Here is an 18087-nt window from a genome sequence, read left to right as displayed (position 1 = left end):
CTTGGATTGGGGAAGGGGGGCGGAGCGGCGTGGGGGCTTCGGGTCAGCCCTTGACCGCCCCTTGCGTGAGGCCGCCGACGAGCCGGCGCTGGACGAGAAGGAAGAGGATGGTGACGGGCAGGGCGCCGACGACGCCGCCGGCCGCGAGCAGGCCCCATTCGATCTGGTATTCGCCGATCAGGGTCTGGATGGCGACGGTGACGGTGCGCACGTTCCGCCCGCCGAGCGTCAGGGCATAGAGATACTCGTTCCAGGCGGTGATGAAGATGTAGATGCCGGTCGAGATGATGCCGGGCAAAGCGAGCGGCAGGACGACGCGGCGCATGGCCGTCAGCCGCGAGCAGCCGTCCATCATCGCCGCCTCGTCGAGGCTCTTGGGGATCGCGCCGACATAGCTCGTCAGCATCCAGACCGCGAAGGGAATGGCGGTCGTGGCATTGGCGATGATGAGCGCGACATGCGTGTCGAGAAGGCCGAGCCGGCGCATCATCACGAAGAGCGGCAGGATCAGAAGCACGATCGGGAACATGTTCACGAGCAGGAACTGCAGCATGAACGCCCGCCGCCCGGCAAAGCGGAAGCGCGAGAAGGCATAAGCCGCCGTCACCGAAACGAGAAGGCCGAGCGCGACGGTGCCGAGCGCCACGATGAGGCTATGGCCCATATTGCCGAGGAAGGAGGTCTGGCGCAGGAGCCGCGAGTAATTGTCGGCGCTCCACCCGGAGGGTTTGAGCGAGACGCCTTGCGCGACGATCTCGGCCGAGGGGGTGAGCGAGGTCAGGATCATCCAGGCGAAGGGGCCGATCGCCAGGAGCACGATCAGCGCGACGGGAATATGCGTCGTCAGGAGACGCTTGAGAAAGCTGTCCTTCTTCATCGTTCGACCTCCCGCATGGTGCGCGCGATGTAGATCGCGACGAAGCTGCCGAGAATCAGGGTGAAGGTGACGGCGATGGCCGAGCCGTAGCCGAAATCGAGATTCTGCCGCGCCTTGACGAAGGCGTAGAGCGGCAGGGTCGTGGTGGCGTAGCCGGGGCCGCCCGAGGTCATGACGAAGATCACGTCCATGGAATTGGCGACCCAGATGACCCGCAGGAGCCCGGCCGTGGCGAGCACCGGCGCGATGCCGGGCAGGGTGATGTGGCGGAACTGGCGCCAGGCGCTGGCCCCGTCGATCGAGGCCGCCTCGTACTGGCTCTTCGGAATGCCCTGGAGCGCGGCGAGGATCATCACCGCGAAGAAGGGGAAGCCCTGCCAGGTGAGGGTGGCGATGATCGCGTAGATCGCGATCGAGGGATCGGCGAGCCAGGGAACCGCCGTCGTGATGACGGAGAGAGTGAGAAGCAGATCGTTGAGGACGCCGATATTGGGATCGTAGATCCAGCGCCACATCAGCGCGATCACGACGCTCGGCAGCGCCCAGGGGATGATGACGAGCGCGCGGGCGAGGCCCCGCCAAGCGAATTCGCGGTTGAGGAGGATCGCGGCGAGAAGGCCGAGCCCCATCTGGAGCGGCACGGTCAGCCCGATCCAGAGCGCCGTGTGGCCGAGCGCTTCCCAGAACACGGGATCGGCGAAGAGCTTGACGTAGTTGGCGAGCCCCACGAACCGGCTGGCATTCGGCCGGAACAGGATCAGCTCGTAGAAGCTCGTGATCACCGCCTCCGCCATCGGCAGGAAGACGACGATCGCGACCACGATGACGGCGGGCGCGAGGAGCGCATAGGGCATCAGCCGGGCGCGCGAGAGGCGCCGCCTCGGCGCGCCTTCGAGCGCTGCGAGATCGTCGATGGTTGTCATGGGACCTCAAGCCTTCGGGTTCGCCGAGGGAAGGGGGCGTCGGCGGGAAGGCCGACGCCCGTCGGACGGTCTGGTCGGTTACTGCGTGAAGAGCGCCTGCAGCTTCTTCATCATGTCGGCCGGCGTGATCTGGCCGGTCATCGCCTGCTGCATGCTGGCCTGCCACTCGGTGTTCACGAAGTCGGCCGTGGCGGAAGACTGCGGCAGGACGGCCGCGAAGGGCAGGGATTGCAGCGTCGCGTCCACGAAGCGCTTCTCGTGACCCGTCCAGTTGGCGGAGCCGGTCTTCGTCACCGGCAGCTGGTTCGTCGCCTTCACGAACTCGACATTGTTCTCGGGCTCGGCGAGGAAGGAAATCCACTTCCAGGCGGCGTCCTTGTTCTCGGAATTGGCGAAGATCGCGAGAGACTCGTCGCCATACGACGTCCACGCCTTGCCGTCGCAGGCCGGAACAGGCACGGCCGAGACCTTGTCGCCGAGGGCGGCCACGAGGTCCTTGGACGAGCCGATATGGTGGATCGTCATCGCGGTCTTGCCGGACTTGAAGGCGCCGATGATCTCCTGGAACCCGTCATTGGGGGAGGAGGGCGGGATCGACTTGTCCTTGGCGAACATGTCGACCAGCCATTCGTTGGCGGCGATCGCTCGCGGATTGTCGAGGCCGCCCGGCTTCAGCTCGGCGCCGCGCGAGAAGACGAACGTGCCCCACTGGTCCCAGCCGCCCTTGCCGCCCCGGAAACCGAAACCGTAGGTGTCGGGCGCCTTGGTCAGCGTCTTGGCGGCGGTGCGGAACTCCTCGCAGGTCTTGGGTGGCTGGAGGCCGGCGGCCTGGAAGAGGTCCGTTCGGTAGTAGAGGTAGAGAACGACATACTGGATCGGCAGGTAGTAGTTGTTCCCGTCCGGCCCGGCGTTCAGCGTCAGGAGGTTGTCGAGAAGCTCGGCCTTGCCCGGCCAGGCGTCGATGCGCTCCTTCAAGGGCTCGAGCGCGCCCATTTCCAGGAGGCGGGGCTGGGCGAAGAGCTTCACCATCGCCGCGTCCGGCGCGTTGCCGCCGACGAGCGCGGTGTAGAGATTGTCGTAATAGCTGTTCCAGGGAACGTTCTCGGCCTCGATCTCGATGCCGGGATTGGCCCCCTCGAACTTCTGCACCAGGGCCGACATCGGATTTTCCGGATTGTCGAAATGGTACCAGAAGCGGACGGTCTCGGCTTCAGCGGCCGAGGCGCCGAGCGTGGTGAAGAGGGCGAGCGCGGCGGTGAGCGCCTTCAGTCGTGTCATGGTCATTCCTCCCGGTCGTGCCGTCTAGATGCGGCTTTTGACGAAGTCTGCGGCCTGCCCCAGCGCCTCCCGCGCCTGGGGCAGGTCATGGCTCATCTGCAGGAACCCGTGGACGACGCCGGGCACGATCCGCGTGCGCTCCGGCCGGCCCAGCGCGGCGAGCCGCGCTTCGAGGTTCAACGTGTCGCTGAGAAGCGGATCGATGCCGGCCGCCATCAGGTGCAAGGGCGGCAGGGCGGCCAGCGCGGCGTCCTCGGCAAGCAGCGGGGCGACGAGGGGCGTTGCCCGCGCCGCCGCATCCGCGACGTAGAAGTCCCAATAGCGCTGCATCTTGGCGCGCGTCAGGCCCGGCCCGTCCGTGAAGGTCCGGTAGGACGGCGTGTCGAAATCGGCGTCATAGACCCCGTAGAAGAGAAGCGCGGCGTCGGCCTGTGTCCTGCTTCCTTCATGCAGGAGGGCCGAGACGCAGAGCCCCGCGCCCGCGCTGTCGCCGGCGAGGATCAGCGGCCCCCGGCGCACGCCGATCTCCGCCGTCGCCGCGAAGGCTGCGCGCCAGGACGCCACGACGTCGAGAAGCCCGGCGGGGAAGGGATGTTCGGGCGCGAGGCGATAATCCGGCAGGATCACCGGCAGGCCGGTCTCGGCGGCGAGGACGCGCGCGCAGCGCTCGTGCGTTTCAGGGCTGCAGAAGGCGAAGCCGCCGCCGTGAACGAAGAGGATCGCGCCCGCCCGCGCGTCCGGCGGCACGAGGACGAGGAGCCGCACGTCGGCCGAGCCGAGGGCCGGATCGGCGGGAACATGAACCGTTTCGACGCGCTCCATCACCGGCAGGGCGACGTTCCAGCGCCGGTTGCCGAGCTCGGCGGCGCGTCGCCCCTCGGCAGGGGAAAGCAGCGTCGGGTCGGGCTGCGGGCCGTCCTCGGCCAGAACCCGCGCCGCGAGCGCGGCCATTTCGGGCGCGAGATCGGTGGGGAAGCTTTCGGTGCGCGCGTTCATTGGACCTGATCCGGGAAGACGTTCGGCCCGAAGTCGACGATCGTCGCGATATGGTGGAACAGCGCGGCGGAGGCGGCCTTGAGGTCGCGCGCCTCGATGGCGGCGACGATGGGTTCGTGCCGCTGGGCGGTCTGCAGGAGATCGCGCCCTCCCATGGAACGGGAAATCTTGAAGCGGTGATTGTGGATCAGGCAGCGCCGCAGGATCGGGTCGAGTGCGGGCAGCCCGGCATCGGCGAAGATGCGGCCATGGAACTCGCGGTCGATCGAGGCCAGTTCCAGCTCGTCCGCCTTCGTCGCAGCCGCCGTCATGTCGGCCAGAAGCGCCTTGAGGTCGGCCACCAGCGTGCGGCTCGGATGCTGGAGGACATGCACGATACCCCGGCATTCGATGGATTGGCGAATGCGGAACAGCTCCACCGCTTCCTCCACGGTGCAGGCGGAGACCTGCGTGCCGCGATAGCCGTTGCGCAGGACGAGCCCTTCGTCCTGCAACTGAAGCAGCGCCTCGCGCACCGTGCCCTGGCTGCAGCCGAAGCGGGTGGCGAGTTCCAGTTCCACCAGCGGCTGTCCGGCCGGAAGGTCGCCTAGCATGATCGCGCGCTTCAAGGAAACGAAGGCGGCGGCGGACTTGCCCGTCGGAACCCGCTCCGTCCGGCTGCGCCTGCGCTCTCCCTCCGCGTCCGGCTCGATCATCGCCAACTCCCCGCTTGTCATTATCGATATCATTATTGATAATAGAGCAAAGATCAAGCGGTTTGGGAGGACCCATGTCAGCCATCTCATTGAAGGCCATCCGCAAGGATTATGGCTCGGTCAATGTCATCCGCCGCATCGATCTGGAGATCGGCAGCGGGGAGTTCGTGGTGCTGGTCGGGCCGTCCGGCTGCGGGAAGTCGACGCTCCTGCGCATGATCGCGGGCCTCGAGGAGATTTCCGGCGGCGATCTCGTCATGGGTGGGCGCAGCATCGGCCATCTGCCGCCGGCCGAGCGCAACATCGCCATGGTGTTCCAGGATTATGCGCTCTATCCGCATATGAGCGTCGAGGACAACATGTCCTTCGGCCTCAAGATGCGCGACGGCGACCCGGCGGATATTTCGCGCAAGGTCAAGGACGCCTCCGCCATCCTGAAGCTCGACCCGTTCCTGGCGCGCCTGCCGGCGCAGCTGTCCGGCGGCCAGCGCCAGCGCGTGGCCATGGGCCGGGCCATCGTGCGCGATCCGCAGGCTTTCCTGTTCGACGAGCCGCTGTCCAATCTCGACGCGGCGCTGCGCGTCGAAATGCGTCTGGAGATCGCCAAGCTGCACCGGCGCATCAAGGCCACCACCGTCTATGTCACGCATGATCAGGTCGAGGCGATGACGCTGGCCGACCGCATCGTGGTCATGAACGGCGGCAACATGGAACAGGTCGGCCCGCCGCTCGAACTCTACCGGCGCCCGAACACGCTCTTCGTCGCCAAGTTCATCGGCAGCCCGACCATGAACACGCTGGAATGCGACGTGACCGGCCACGGAGAGGGACGCATTCGCCTCCAGCTTCCCGCCGGCGAAATCGCCCTGCCGCTCGCGAGCGCCTCGACGGGGCAGGGGCGGGTGACGCTCGGCATCCGGCCGGAAGACCTCGCGGTCTGCGAGCCGGGCGAGGCCTGGTTCGCGGGCGAACTCTCCGTCGTGGAACGGCTCGGAAGCCAGACCTTCGGCTATCTCGACATCGGCGGGGAGCGCATGATCACCGTCGAATTTCCCCGCACCAGCGACATCGCGGTGGGCCAGCGCCTCTGCGTGGCGGGGCGGCCCGAGCATGTCCACCTCTTCGATCCCGCGAGCGGTCAGCGCCTGAACTGATCGCCGGCCTTCGGTGGCCGCCGACCCGCAGGGACATTGAAGCGTTGCGGAAAGCCATCGTGATCAAGGTTAGGGTGCGGGTCGGCTCAGGTGCCGCGTCTCAAGCAAAGCGAGGAAAAACCCATGTCGATCGCGACGCCGGACCGCCGCATCACCGGCGCGATCGAAGGCCGGCCCGTTGAAGCGTTTCGCCTCTGCGGCGGCGGCACGGAACTCGAGGTGATCGGCTTCGGCGCCATCCTGACGCGGCTGACGCGGCCCGACCGTCACGGCGTGGTCGAGGATATCGTGCTCGGATATGACGACCCCGCAGACTATGAAACGATGCCCGGCAACGCAGGCGCCCTCTGCGGGCGGCTTGCCAATCGGCTCGCCCACGGCCGGTTCGAACTCGACGGGCAAGTGTTTCAGCTCGCGCGCAACAGCGGCGCGCATCATCTGCATGGCGGCGTTCGGGGCTTTGGAAAACGCTTCTGGAGCGCGCATCCCGATCCGTCGGCGAACGCCGTCGAGTTTCGCCTCGCGAGCCCCGACGGCGACGAAGGCTATCCCGGCGCCCTCGATGCGTCGGTGACCTACGGTGTCGCTGCGGACGGGGCCGTCTCCATCGCGATGCAGGCGCGGGCCGACCGAAACACGATCGTCAACCTCGTCCACCACGGCTACTGGAACCTCGCGGGTCATGCGAGCGGCAGCGTCCTGGAGCAGCAGCTGCAGATCGAGGCGGATCACTACACGCCGGTCCGGCCGGACAAGATCCCGACCGGCGAGATCCTATCGGTCGAAGGCGGCCCGTTCGACTTCCGGCGGTTCAAGGCGATCGGTGCAGATATCGCCGAAGCCTCGATCGATGGCGGCTACGATCACAATTTTTGCCTGAGGGGCCGCGCTAGAGGGCTGCGGCGCTGCGTGTCGGCCTGGGACCCCGGCAGCGGTCGCCGGATGGACATCCATTCCAACCAGCCGGGCCTTCAACTCTATACGGCCAACCATCTCGGACTGGCGCCGGCACGGGGCAAAGGCGGCGCCGTCTATGAGAAATACGCCGGCTTCGCCCTCGAAACGCAAGCCTATCCGAACGCCCCCAACTGTCCGGATTTTCCGTCCGTGATGCTACGGGAGGGGGAAACGTACCGGCATGAGATGCTGATCGTGTTTCCGGAGGCCGGGGGCTGACGCGGCGCAAGGGGGCAGGCGGACGGACGGCGCTCTCGGCCGTGCCGCCGACCTTGGGGGCCAAGCACCACGCCCGCGCGGAGAATGGCGAGCAGTGGCATGGCTGCGCTCGGCGGCGAGCGTCAGCCGGCCGCACCCGCCTTCGCCGCGAGCCAGGCCTCGTATTCCGGGCGGGCCTCCTCGGTGAGGGGGTAGTAGCGCTTGAGCTCGCCCCCTTCCATGAGGCGCTCCTTCGAGAAGGCCTCCCACTCATGATGCTTCGACGCGCGGGCGATCAACGTCGGGGCAAGCTGCGCCGGCACGACCACCGCGCCGTCATCGTCGGCGATGATGATATCGCCCGGCATCACGAGGCAGCCGCCGCAGGCGATGGGCACGTTGACGCCGAAGGGCATGATGTCGGTCTGGGTATGGAAGTTGGGCGTCAGACCCTTGATCCAGTAGCCGAGGTCGAGGTCGCCGTAATTGGGATAATCGCGCAGGCACCCGTCGATCACCACGCCGATGCCGCCCTTCCCACGAAAATAGGTCAGCATCATCTCGCCGAAAATGCCGCTGCGCATGTCGCCGCGCGCGTCCACCACCACCACGTCGCCCGGCTGCGTGTGGTAGAGCACATGCCGGTGCAGCTGCTTTTCCGGGTCGGCATATTCGTCGGCGTCGTACTGGTCCTCGCGCTTGGGCATGAACTGAAGCGTCAGGGCCGGCCCGACGATCCGGCGGCCGGGCGAGCGCGAGACCGGGCCGAAAATATGCGAGTTGCGCACGCCCATCTTGGAAAGCTGGCTGCTGGCGGTCGCCGCGCCGATGGCACCGAGCGCCTCGATGATCTCCGGCGACGGACGGGTGATGTCATGGGTTTCGATCGTCATGTCTGCGGCGCGGATCGCGCCCCTCCCGTTGCGATGCGTGTGGTTTTGGCGGGGCGTGGCGTCAGCGCAGAAGACCCTGCCCGCCGTCGATGAAGACGGGGCTGCCGGTGATATGCGCGGCGGCGTCCGAGGCGAGAAAGGCGATCGTCGCGGCGACGTCCTCGGCTCTGCCGGGCTTGCCCCCGGTGATGGGAATGTCGCCCTCCGGCCAGGTCACGGGTACGCGCGCCAGGTCCTGGTTCCGCTTGATGGTGGAATCGGCGATATCGGTCGCGATGAGGCCGGGACAGACGGCGTTGACGCGGATGCGGTGCCGGCCGAGTTCCAGGGCCAGCTGCTGCACCATGGCGAGCTGCGCCGCCTTGCTGGCGGCATAGGCCGTGGCCCCCGCGGTGGAGAAGGTGCGCGTGCCGTTGATCGAGGACACGACGACCACCGAGCCGCCGCCGGCCGCCTTCAGATGCGGGACGGTGAAGTGCAGCGTCAGATAGGTGCCGCGCAGATTGACCGCGATCGTCCGGTCCCATTCGTCGGGTTTCAGATCGTCGATCGGCGCCCAGACCCCGTTGATGCCGGCATTGGCGACGACGATGTCGAGCCGCCCGAAGCGCGCCATGAAGCGCTCCACGGCCTCCCGCATCGCCGCTTCGTCCGAGACGTCGGCAACGAGCGGGAGTGCCTCTCCCTCCGCCGCCTCGATCTCCGCGACCACCGCTTGGATATCGTGAGCCGAGCGCGCGAGGACGCCGACCCGCGCCCCGCGCGCGGCCAGAAGAAGAGCCGAAGCGCGGCCAATGCCCGATCCCGCGCCCGTCACCAGGGCGCATCGACCCTCGAGGTCCCGAACCGCCACGCCCATTCCCGCCCTTACTCCCATTCCGTCAACCAAACAAAGTTTGGCGTATGAAAAACAAGTTGACGAAACCGGAGTGGAAATTCAAGCTCTAAAAAGGCCAGCCGGACGCCGTAGGGCGGCGCGGGATTTAGGCTGGAGCGGCCGGGAGGGCCGCAACAAAGACCGCCCGTCGGCCGCGCGTCGGCTGGACAGGTGGCGAACAGGCCCTTGGGAGAAACGAATGGACTATACCAGACTCGGCCGCTCGGGCCTCGAGGTCTCGCGCATCTGCCTCGGCTGCATGACCTTTGGCGATCCCGACCGTGGAAACCCGAAATGGACGCTGGTGGAGGAGGCGAGCCGGCCCCTGATCCGCAAGGCCGTGGAAGAGGGCATCAACTTCTTCGACACCGCCAACATCTATTCCAACGGCCATAGCGAGGAGATTGTCGGCCGGGCTCTGAAGGACTTCGCCCAGCGCGACGAGATCGTCATCGCCACCAAGATCAACTCGCCGCTGCGCGAGGGGCCGAACGCCAAAGGCCTCTCGCGCAAGGCGATCATGCAGGAGATCGATCACAGCCTGCGCCGGCTCGGCACGGATTATGTCGACCTCTATCAGATCCATCGCTGGGACCCGGTGACGCCGATCGAGGAAACGCTGGAGGCCCTGACCGACGTCGTGAAGGCGGGCAAGGTCCGCTATATCGGCGCCTCCTCCATGCATGCCTGGAAGTTCGCCAAGGCGCTTTACCTGTCGGACCGCAACGGCTGGGCGCGTTTCGTTTCCATGCAGAACCACTACAACCTCCTCAACCGCGAGGAGGAACGGGAGATGATCCCGCTCTGCGTGGCCGAAGGCGTCGGTCTCATCCCCTGGTCGCCTCTGGCGCGCGGGCTCCTGGCGCGCGAGGACGGGCATGAGTCCGTGCGCAAGGGCACCGATATCCTGCGGCCGGTTCTCTACGGCGATACGGAGGAGGCCGACGGCCGGGTCATCGACGCCGTGGCGAGCGTGGCGGGGCGCCACGGCGTGCCGCGCGCGCGCATCGCCATCGCCTGGCTTCTGTCGCGCGCGGGCCTCGCGGCGCCCATCATCGGAGCCAGCCGGGAAGGCCAGATCGAGGACGCCGTCAAGGCCGTCGACATCCGCCTGACGGAAGAGGACGTGCGCGAGCTGGAGGCCCATTACGTGCCGCATCGGATCATGGGCTTCGAGTAAGCGCGGCTTCCGCGCCTAGCCCTGCGCTCGGCACGTTGCCGGGCGCGGGTCTGCGCCGATCGGTCGAAGGCGATGACGGACTCGGGTCAGGTCTTGCATCGGGTCAGCGAGGTCGCCTGACCCTTCGAGCAAGCCGGGTTGGCTGATGGGGGGCGACCTTGCCGATCGCTCCACCCTCTCCGGCCGTTCCCGCTCCCGTCGCGGCGCGCGGGTCTACCCGCCGGCCGAGCCCGGCCCGCGCGATATCCGTCGAAGGCTCATGAAAACCCTTATGCGGGCAGGGCTTCGTCGGCCTTCGCCAGGTCGAGGGCGCGCGCGAGCCAGGTCTTCGGCGCGACCGGACCCGTCGATTCCCGCACGACGATTTCCGACACGAGCGACAGGCGCACCGGCGGGCGGGACGCGCCCTCCGGGCCGATCAGGCGGTCGGCGATGCAGCGCACCATGGCGCCGCCCATCTCCACCTGCGCGGTGCGCACGGTGGTCAGGCGCGGCGACACCTGCATGGCGGAGACGAAATCGTTGAAGCCGACGACGGAAATGTCGTCGGGCACCCGAATGCCCAGTCGCAGAAGCTCCGAGATCACGCTGACGGCGATGCCGTCATGGGCGCAGAACAGGGCGGTCGGCGCGCCGCCGGCGCGCAGATAGGCGAAGAAGGCGCGCCGGAAGCCCAGCCCCTCGTCGAAGACGATGTCCTCGACGGCGGCGCCGAGATGTTGCTGCACGCCGTCGCGAAAGCCCCGGAGCCGCTCGTGCCGGCCGAGCGGCGCGACGCTGCCGTGAACGAAGGCCATGTCGGTGTGACCGAGGCTTGCAAGCAGGCCGGCGACGCCGAAGCCGGCTTCCCAGTCGGCGCCGACGACCTGATCGATCGGCTCCATCGGCGCGACATAGCTCGCGCAGACGACCGGCAACCCGGTGGACAGGGCCGCCGCCGTCCATTCGGCCGGGCGGGGAACGGCGAGAATGATCCCGACGATCGACGATTCCATCTGCCGCGCGTCGCCCAGATGGCGCACCTGCCGCGGCACGATCGCAAAGCCCAGCCGGTCCGCCTCCTGCTCGGCGCCATGCATGATGTTGAGCCACAATTCGCTGCTGACGGGGTCGATCTCCTGGCGGACGAACAGGATCTGGCCCGTCGTGATGGGCACGTCCTGGTTGATCCGGTAGCCCATCGCCTGCGCCGCGCGGAACACGCGGCTGCGCGTCGCCTCGCCCACACCGGGCTTGCCCGACAGCGCACGCGAGACCGAGAACTTGGACAGACCGAGCTTGTCAGCCAGATCCTGTATCGTGACCCTGTTTCCAGCCATGTGTGTTGCGCTTCTGTTTGGGTGCCGCATCCTGCTCTAAAGGCGCTGGAAACGCCAGGGCAAGCAAATTCCGAACCGCAACCTCCTTGCGCCATTGTTTTGTTGGTATTAGCATATGAACTAACAAAACCAAACAAACATCGGAATGCGTGGTGTGCTCGAACCGCCGCTTGGCGGCGCCGAGTGCCATCGGGAGGCTGCATGGCGAAGCACGTCGTGGCGCGCGTCGAGGATGTGCCTTCGGGTTCGAGCCTGCGCGTCCAGGCGCACGGCCGGGCCATCGCGCTCTTCAATGTCGACGGAGCCTATTACGGCATCGCCGACGCGTGTCCGCACCAGGGCGGCCCGCTCAGCGTCGGCGTGACCGTCGGGCTCACCCTGTCCGACACGCCCGGCCGGTACAGCCATTCGAACTGCCGCCTCATGGTGCGCTGTCCGTGGCATGCCTGGGAGTTCGACCTGAGGACGGGGCGTTCGGTCTGCGACCCGCGCACCATGCGCGTGCGCGCCTTCGCGCTCGACGTGGTGCCGGGGGAGGCGGTCGAGGACAGCCTGCTCCGGGCCGAGACCTTCGAGGTGTCGGTGGACGGCCAATACCTCGTCGTCGAAATCTGAAAAAGGCCGGGCGGAGCGTCCGGGGGAGGGTTCGTTGATTTCGGGAAGCATCGACTGCGACATCCATCCGGCCGTGCCCGGCATCGCTGCGCTCCTCTCTCATATGGACGATTACTGGCGCGAAAGCTTCACCTCGCGTGGGCAGGACGGTTTTCAGTCCGCGAGCTACCCACCGAGCGCGCCGCTCGCCTGCCGCCCGGATTGGCGGCAAGAGGGCGTCGTGCCGGGCAGCGATCTGGAGGCGCTGCGGCGAGAGGCGCTGGACGGCTTCGGCAGCGAGCTCGCCATCTGCAACCCGTTTTTCGGCGGCGCCTTCGCGCTCAGCGAGACGATGGCGGCGGCCTTGTGCGCGGCGACGAACGACTGGATCGCCCGCGAATGGCTGGACCGTGAGCCCCGTCTTCGCGCCTCGATCCTCGTGCCGGCGCAGAACCCGCATCTGGCGGCGCAGGAGATCGAGCGCGTCGCGGAGGATCATCGCTTCGTGCAGGTTCTCCTGCCGGTCTCGCTCGACATGATGCTCGGCAAGTCCTTCTACGATCCGATCTTCGAGGCGGCGGTGCGCCACAAGCTGCCGGTCGGCCTCCATGCGGGATCGATGTATCGCTTCGCGCCGAGTTCCACCGGCTGGCCGACCCATCAGCTTCAGGACTATGCGGGGCAGACGCAGGGGTTCGAAAGCCAGCTCCTCAGCCTCATCCATCACGGCACGTTCCTCCGCTTTCCCGAGCTGACGATCGTTCTCATCGAGTCCGGCGTGACCTGGCTGCCCGGCTTCCTGTGGCGGGCGCGCAAGACATGGCGGGCGCTGCGCCCGGAAGTGCCCTGGATCTCGGAATCGCCGGCCGAGATCGTTCGCCGGCACGTGCGCCTGACGGCCCAGCCGATCGATGCGCCGGCCGACCCCGCGATCCTCGAACAGGTGATCGAGCAGATCGGCAGCGACGACATGCTGCTCTTCGCCTCGGACTATCCGCACTGGCAGTTCGAGGGCGACGCGGTTCTGCCGCCGGGCATTCCCGCCCGGCTTCTGGAGAAGATCCGCCGCGACAACGCGCTCGCGACCTATCCCCGCCTTTCGGAGGCGCGCCCATGAGTGCGGCCGCCCCCGCCCCGGACATCGCCTCGAACGCGGCGTCCCGGCCATCCCTCATCGACAGCGACGTCCATCCCGCCTTGCCGCATCGAAAGGCGCTCTACCCGTATCTCGCTCAGGAATGGCGCGACTTTCTGGACACGTTCGGCGCCCTGACCCACGGGGTCTATGCCGGGCGCGGCGCCTATCCGCGCTTCACGCCGGAAACCGCCCGGCGCGACGCCTGGCCGCCGAACGGCCAGCCGCCGGGCTCCGATCTCGCCTTCCTGCGCGAGCAGCATCTCGACGCGCACAACATCCATCGCGCCATCCTTCTGCCGATCGTCAACGCCAACAATCCGCGCAACACCGATCTCTCGACGGCGATGTGCGCGGCGACCAACGACTGGCAGGTGGACGCCTTCACCTCGCGCGAGCCCCGATTGAAGGCTTCGATCCACATTTGCGCCGAAGATGCGGAAGGGGCGGTCGCCGAGATCGAGCGGCGCGCCGAGAGGTCCGATTTCGCGCAGGTCCAGCTCGGCTCGCGTTCGCTGGAGCCGATCGGGCGCAAGCGATACTGGCCGATCTTCGCGGCGGCCGAGCGCCACGACCTGCCGATCGGCTTCCATATCGGCGGCCCTTCCGCCTTTGCGCCGACGCCGGGCGGCTGGCCGGACTATTACGTGGAGGACCACCACGTCCTGATCCACAGCGCGCAGGCGCAGCTCGCGAGCATGATCCTCGAAGGAATCTTCGAGATGTTTCCCAGGCTTCGCATCGTGATCATCGAGGCCGGCTTTGCCTGGGTCCCGTCCTTCACCTGGAGGCTCGATGCCCATTGGCGCAAGATGCGGGCCGAGACGCCGCGCTGCGTGCATCCGCCGTCGCATTATATCCGCCGCAACGTCTGGTTCACGACGCAGCCTTCGGAAGAACCCGAGCGCAAGGGCGATCTGCGGCGCCTCTTCGAGTGGATCGGCTTCGATCGCATGATGTTCGCCACCGATTACCCGCACTGGGACTTTGACGACCCGGACCGCGCCTTGCCGATGCGCCTGTCGCCGGAAGAGCGGCAGATGATCTTCCACGACAATGCCAGGGCCTTCTACGCCCATCTCGACTGATCCTTTCCCATCCATCGCCCTGTGCCTCCCGCTCGAGCCGCCTTGACGGAGCGTCGGAGCGCGACCGGCCCCACGCTCCGAGGACCGCCCATGAAGAAGCTGATCAACGACCCTTCGGCCTATGTCGACGAGATGCTCGACGGCCTCGTCGCCGCCCAGCCCTCGTTGCGGCGCGACGGAACCGCCGGCCGCGTGGTGCGCCGCGCCGCCGGCATTCGCCCGGGCAAGGTCGGCATCGCCTCGGGCGGCGGCAGCGGCCACCTCCCGCTCTTCACGGGCTATGTCGGGCCGGGCCTTCTCGATACGTGCGCGATCGGCAATGTCTTCGAAGGGCCGAACGCGGCGAGCTGCATGGACGCCATTCGGCTCGCGGATGGCGGGCGCGGCGTCCTGCGCCTCTATGGCAATTACGGCGGCGACCGCATGAATTTCGACATGGCCGGCGAAATGCTGGAGGACGAAGGCGTCGAGACGACCACGGTTCTCGGCACCGACGACATCGCGAGTGGCACGCCGGACGACATCGGCCGGCGTCGGGGCGTCGCGGGGATCGTCTATGCCTACAAGGCGGCCGGCGCGTCGGCCGAAGCCGGCGCCGACCTCGGAGAGGTCACCCGCGTTGCCGCCAAGGCCGTCGCCGCCACGCGCACGATCGGCGTGGCGCTGGCACCCTGCCGCCTGCCGGCCGCCCGCGAGCCGAGTTTCACCTTGGGCGACGACGAGATCGAGATGGGCATGGGCATCCACGGCGAACCCGGCATCTGGCGCGACAAGCTGAAACCCGCCGACGCCATCGCCGACGAGATGGTGGACCGGCTGCTCGCCGATCTGCCCGCGCCGGACGGCCGGGTTTCGGTTCTCGTGAACGGCCTCGGCGCGACGCCGCTGGAAGAGCTGTTCATCCTGTATCGCCGGGTCGCCGAGCGCCTGGGCTCGCTCGGTCTTTCGATCCATCGTCCCCTGGTCGGCAATTTCGTGACGTCCATGGAGATGGCCGGCGCTTCGATCAGCCTTTTTCATCTCGACGACGAACTCGCCGCGCTTCTGGACGCCCCCGCCGAGTGCCCCTTCTGGAGGGTCGGCTGATGGACGTGACGGTCGGCGCCATCGCGGCCGGAGCGGCGCGCGCACGAAAGGCGCTTCTGGATCTGGAGCAGACATTGAATGCCGCTGACGCCAAGCTCGGCGATGGCGACACCGGCTCGATGCTGGTGCGCCTGTCCGAAGCCATGGCGGCTTCCGGTGTCGAACGGGCGGCAAGCCCCAGCGAAGCCTTCGGCGCGCTCGCCCGTGCCGCGATGGCCGCGACGGGGTCGAGCCTCGGCACGCTGGTCGCGACCGCGCTGATGACGCTGTCGAAGCGGACCAGGGGGCGGGACGGCGTGGACTGGACGGAGCTATCGGGCCATCTCGCCGCCGCGCGCGACGCCTGCCTCGCGCGCGGCGGCGCCGCGCTCGGCGACAAGACGGTGCTCGACGCGCTGGATGCGCTGGCAACGGCGCTCGACGGCGTGAGCGACGCGCCATCGGCCCATGGGAACGCCGCGGCGGCCGGCGAAGCCGTGCTCGCGGAGTTTCGCGATCGGCCCTGCCGCATGGGGCGAGCGAAGTTCTTCGCCGAACGCAGCGTCGGTCTGGACGATCCGGGGATGCTTGCGCTGGTACGGGTCTCGTCCGCCCTATCGATGCTGGACCAAACAGAAGAGCAACGAACCTAACAAAATCTGGAGCGTTCGCTCCGGCCACGTTGCATCCGACGCGAGACGGGCCGCCAATGGCCGAGGCAAAAGTCGATCGACGACATGGCAGCGCAGATCGGGGCTCGCGCATGAACCCCGAATTTGGGACGGCCCAGGCGGGAAGCCTCGGGCATGCCCGCCTGCTGCCATGCGGATGAGGGCCCGTGATCGTTCGAGTTGGGATCAATGCCCGAGCGCGGTCTTTTTACCTAACTAGAGCAACAAATACCTTGCGATCTGTTTGGCATTAAGCCAAGCTTATTGAAACAAAGAGGAAGTGCCGGACCTGCCCAAAAGGGAGCGAACCGGCCTCGACAGGCCCGGGCAACAAGGGGTCCGGGCGACAAGGGAGGGTCCGATGGCTATCCAGGAAGCCGGCACCGCTGCGCGTCTCGACCCGTTCGTGGAAGAGGGCAGGGGCGAGGATGATGCCGGCGCGGAGCGTCGCAACCGTCTGACCAAGATCTACGACCGCGTCTTCGTGCCGTTGACGGTGCTGCCGACCGTCTTGCTCAGCCTGTTCGTCTTCGGCGTTCCGCTGTTGTTTTCGCTGATCCTGAGCTTCCAGGGGTGGTCGATCAGCAAGCCGCTTCTCGGCGGCGAGTTCGTCGGCTTTCGCAACTACGAGGACCTCTTCGCCGACCCGCTGTTCCGCTCCAGCCTCATGCTCACGATCGGCTATACCGCGATCACGGTTCTGGCGGAGCTTCTGATCGGCCTGGGCATCGCGATGCTCCTCAACGCCCGCGTGCCCTTCATCCGCTTCTTCCGCACGGCCCTGATCGTGCCCATGATGATCACGCCCATCGTCGCGGCGCTGACCTGGAAGCTGCTTCTCGATCCGAACTACGGGCTCGTCAACGCGCTGCTCGGCACCCGCACGGTCTGGCTCGGCGATCCCGATCTCGCGCTCATCGCGGTCGGCATCGTCAATGTCTGGCAGAACGCGCCCTTCGTCGCGATCCTGCTTCTGGCGGGGCTCCAGTCGCTGCCGAGCGAGCCTCTGGAAGCGGCGGCCGTCGACGGGGCGAACCGCTGGCAGAGCTTCCGTCATGTGACGCTGCCCTTGCTGATGCCCTATGTCGTGGTCGCCCTGCTGCTGCGGACGATCTTCGAGTTCCGCTCCTTCGAGAACGTCTGGGTCATGACGGGCGGCGGGCCGGCCAACGCGACCAAGCTTCTCTCCGTCTACACGTTCGAGGCCTCGTTCCTGGCCTTCGACCTGACGCTCGCCGCCGCCGCGTCCTGGGTCATGCTCCTGATCGTGCTCGTCTTCTGCGTGTTCTTCATCATGGCCTCGCGCCGAAAGGAGGTGGCGTGATGGCCCGTTCCGCCCGTGCCCGCCGCCGCAACATCATCGGCAAGACGCTGGTCTATGCCGGGCTGTGCAGCCTCCTCGTCCTGTTCCTCATGCCGCTCCTGTGGATCGTCGGCATCTCCCTCAAGACGCGCGAGCAGATCTTCACCAATCCGCCGGTCTTCTTCTGGGTCCCGACCTTCGAGAACTATGTCGAGGTTCTCACCCGCAGCGACTTCATGGCGTCCTTCGTCAATTCGCTGATCGCCACGACCGCCTCGGTGCTCCTGTCGCTGGTGATCGCGGTGCCGGCGTCCTACACGCTCGCCCGGTTCCGCTTTCGCGGGCAGAACGTCGCGATGATCGCGCTTCTCGTGATGCGCATGCTGCCGCCCATCGCGATCCTCTTGCCGATCTTCGTCCTGTTCCAGGCGATGGGTATTTCCAACACGCGCTTTGCCATCATCCTCGCCTACACGACGCTCAGCCTGCCGCTGATCGTCTGGGTGATGAAGGACTATTTCGCGAGCCTGCCGAAGGAGCTGGAGGAGGCCGCCTATATCGACGGCGCCTCGCGCATGCTGACCTTCGTCAAGATCGCGCTGCCCTTGGCGCGGCCGGGCATCGTCACCGCCTCGATCCTGTCGCTTCTGCTGGCCTGGAACGACTTCATCTTCTCGGCGATCCTGACCAGCAACCAGACGCGGACGTCGCCCGTGCTGCTCGCCAGCTATGCCGGCGGCGAAACGGGGACGAACTGGGGCGCCATCACCGCCTCCGGCATGCTCGTCATCATCCCCGTCATCATCTTCTCGCTCATTGTCCAGAAGCACCTCGTCCAGGGGCTTTCGTCGGGAGCGGTCAAGTAATCCGAAGCAACAACGCGG

General features: G+C 67.2%; 18 protein-coding genes. 10 read left to right on the top strand and 8 right to left on the bottom strand.

Going from position 1 to position 18087, the window contains the following annotated elements:
* Positions 1–43: 43 nt before the first annotated feature.
* The 5 genes from B146_RS0120595 to B146_RS0120575 all read right to left on the bottom strand — a co-directional run bounded on the left by B146_RS0120595 (position 44) and on the right by B146_RS0120575 (position 4769).
* Complete coding sequence (locus tag B146_RS0120595) at positions 44–877, bottom strand: carbohydrate ABC transporter permease (protein WP_019998374.1); 834 nt, start codon at positions 875–877, stop codon at positions 44–46.
* Positions 874–1731, bottom strand: coding sequence for a carbohydrate ABC transporter permease (locus B146_RS0120590; protein ID WP_407638550.1), 858 nt, complete (start codon positions 1729–1731; stop codon positions 874–876). Before B146_RS0120590 ends, B146_RS0120595 begins: the two co-directional genes overlap by 4 nt.
* A 147-nt stretch (positions 1732–1878) precedes the next feature.
* On the bottom strand, positions 1879–3084 hold the full coding sequence (locus B146_RS0120585) for an ABC transporter substrate-binding protein (protein ID WP_019998372.1): 1206 nt from the start codon (positions 3082–3084) through the stop codon (positions 1879–1881).
* Between the two features lie 18 nt (positions 3085–3102).
* Positions 3103–4074: an alpha/beta hydrolase gene (locus B146_RS0120580; RefSeq protein ID WP_019998371.1), complete on the bottom strand. Its 972-nt coding sequence runs from the start codon at positions 4072–4074 to the stop codon at positions 3103–3105.
* Positions 4071–4769: a GntR family transcriptional regulator gene (locus B146_RS0120575; RefSeq protein ID WP_019998370.1), complete on the bottom strand. Its 699-nt coding sequence runs from the start codon at positions 4767–4769 to the stop codon at positions 4071–4073. Before B146_RS0120575 ends, B146_RS0120580 begins: the two co-directional genes overlap by 4 nt.
* 74 nt (positions 4770–4843) lie before the next feature.
* Here B146_RS0120575 and B146_RS0120570 point away from each other — a divergent pair, with 74 nt between their 5' ends.
* Both B146_RS0120570 and B146_RS0120565 read left to right on the top strand, forming a co-directional pair.
* Entirely contained in the window at positions 4844–5923 is a 1080-nt protein-coding gene (locus tag B146_RS0120570) for an ABC transporter ATP-binding protein (RefSeq protein ID WP_026358809.1), read from the top strand.
* A 123-nt stretch (positions 5924–6046) separates the two neighbouring features.
* The gene (locus B146_RS0120565; RefSeq protein WP_019998368.1) at positions 6047–7099 is read left to right on the top strand and encodes an aldose epimerase family protein; all 1053 of its coding nucleotides are present in this window, start codon (positions 6047–6049) and stop codon (positions 7097–7099) included.
* Positions 7100–7221: 122 nt separating this feature from the next.
* Here B146_RS0120565 and B146_RS0120560 read toward each other — a convergent pair whose 3' ends face one another.
* On the bottom strand, positions 7222–7971 hold the full coding sequence (locus B146_RS0120560; RefSeq protein ID WP_019998367.1) for a ribonuclease activity regulator RraA: 750 nt from the start codon (positions 7969–7971) through the stop codon (positions 7222–7224).
* 61 nt (positions 7972–8032) lie between these two features.
* Entirely contained in the window at positions 8033–8830 is a 798-nt protein-coding gene (locus B146_RS0120555) for an SDR family oxidoreductase (RefSeq protein WP_019998366.1), read from the bottom strand.
* 217 nt (positions 8831–9047) lie between these two features.
* On the opposite strand from B146_RS0120555, the gene B146_RS0120550 reads away from it, so the two are divergent.
* Positions 9048–10028, top strand: coding sequence for an aldo/keto reductase (locus B146_RS0120550; RefSeq protein WP_019998365.1), 981 nt, complete (start codon positions 9048–9050; stop codon positions 10026–10028).
* Between the two features lie 269 nt (positions 10029–10297).
* On the opposite strand, the gene B146_RS0120545 is transcribed toward B146_RS0120550, so the two are convergent.
* Positions 10298–11347: a LacI family DNA-binding transcriptional regulator gene (locus tag B146_RS0120545; protein ID WP_019998364.1), complete on the bottom strand. Its 1050-nt coding sequence runs from the start codon at positions 11345–11347 to the stop codon at positions 10298–10300.
* Between the two features lie 201 nt (positions 11348–11548).
* On the opposite strand from B146_RS0120545, the gene B146_RS0120540 reads away from it, so the two are divergent.
* The 7 genes from B146_RS0120540 to B146_RS0120510 all read left to right on the top strand — a co-directional run bounded on the left by B146_RS0120540 (position 11549) and on the right by B146_RS0120510 (position 18069).
* Entirely contained in the window at positions 11549–11962 is a 414-nt protein-coding gene (locus B146_RS0120540; RefSeq protein ID WP_019998363.1) for a Rieske (2Fe-2S) protein, read from the top strand.
* A gap of 34 nt (positions 11963–11996) precedes the next feature.
* Complete coding sequence (locus tag B146_RS0120535) at positions 11997–13058, top strand: amidohydrolase family protein (protein WP_019998362.1); 1062 nt, start codon at positions 11997–11999, stop codon at positions 13056–13058.
* Complete coding sequence (locus B146_RS0120530; RefSeq protein WP_019998361.1) at positions 13055–14164, top strand: amidohydrolase family protein; 1110 nt, start codon at positions 13055–13057, stop codon at positions 14162–14164. The genes B146_RS0120535 and B146_RS0120530 overlap by 4 nt, the downstream gene beginning before the upstream one ends.
* Positions 14165–14254: 90 nt before the next feature.
* Positions 14255–15250, top strand: a complete 996-nt coding sequence (locus B146_RS0120525) for a dihydroxyacetone kinase subunit DhaK (protein WP_019998360.1) — start codon at positions 14255–14257, stop codon at positions 15248–15250.
* Positions 15250–15882: a DAK2 domain-containing protein gene (locus B146_RS0120520; RefSeq protein WP_019998359.1), complete on the top strand. Its 633-nt coding sequence runs from the start codon at positions 15250–15252 to the stop codon at positions 15880–15882. The genes B146_RS0120525 and B146_RS0120520 overlap by 1 nt, the downstream gene beginning before the upstream one ends.
* A gap of 379 nt (positions 15883–16261) precedes the next feature.
* Entirely contained in the window at positions 16262–17224 is a 963-nt protein-coding gene (locus tag B146_RS26835; RefSeq protein ID WP_019998358.1) for a carbohydrate ABC transporter permease, read from the top strand.
* Positions 17224–18069 (top strand): carbohydrate ABC transporter permease, encoded by an 846-nt coding sequence (locus B146_RS0120510; protein ID WP_019998357.1) that lies wholly within the window; start codon positions 17224–17226, stop codon positions 18067–18069. The genes B146_RS26835 and B146_RS0120510 overlap by 1 nt, the downstream gene beginning before the upstream one ends.
* Positions 18070–18087: the final 18 nt, after the last annotated feature.

Source organism: Aureimonas ureilytica DSM 18598 = NBRC 106430 (assembly GCF_000382705.1).
GTDB classification, from domain to species: domain Bacteria; phylum Pseudomonadota; class Alphaproteobacteria; order Rhizobiales; family Rhizobiaceae; genus Aureimonas; species Aureimonas ureilytica.
Note: the sequence above shows the minus strand (reverse complement) of the source record. Positions and strands in the feature narration are given on the sequence as shown.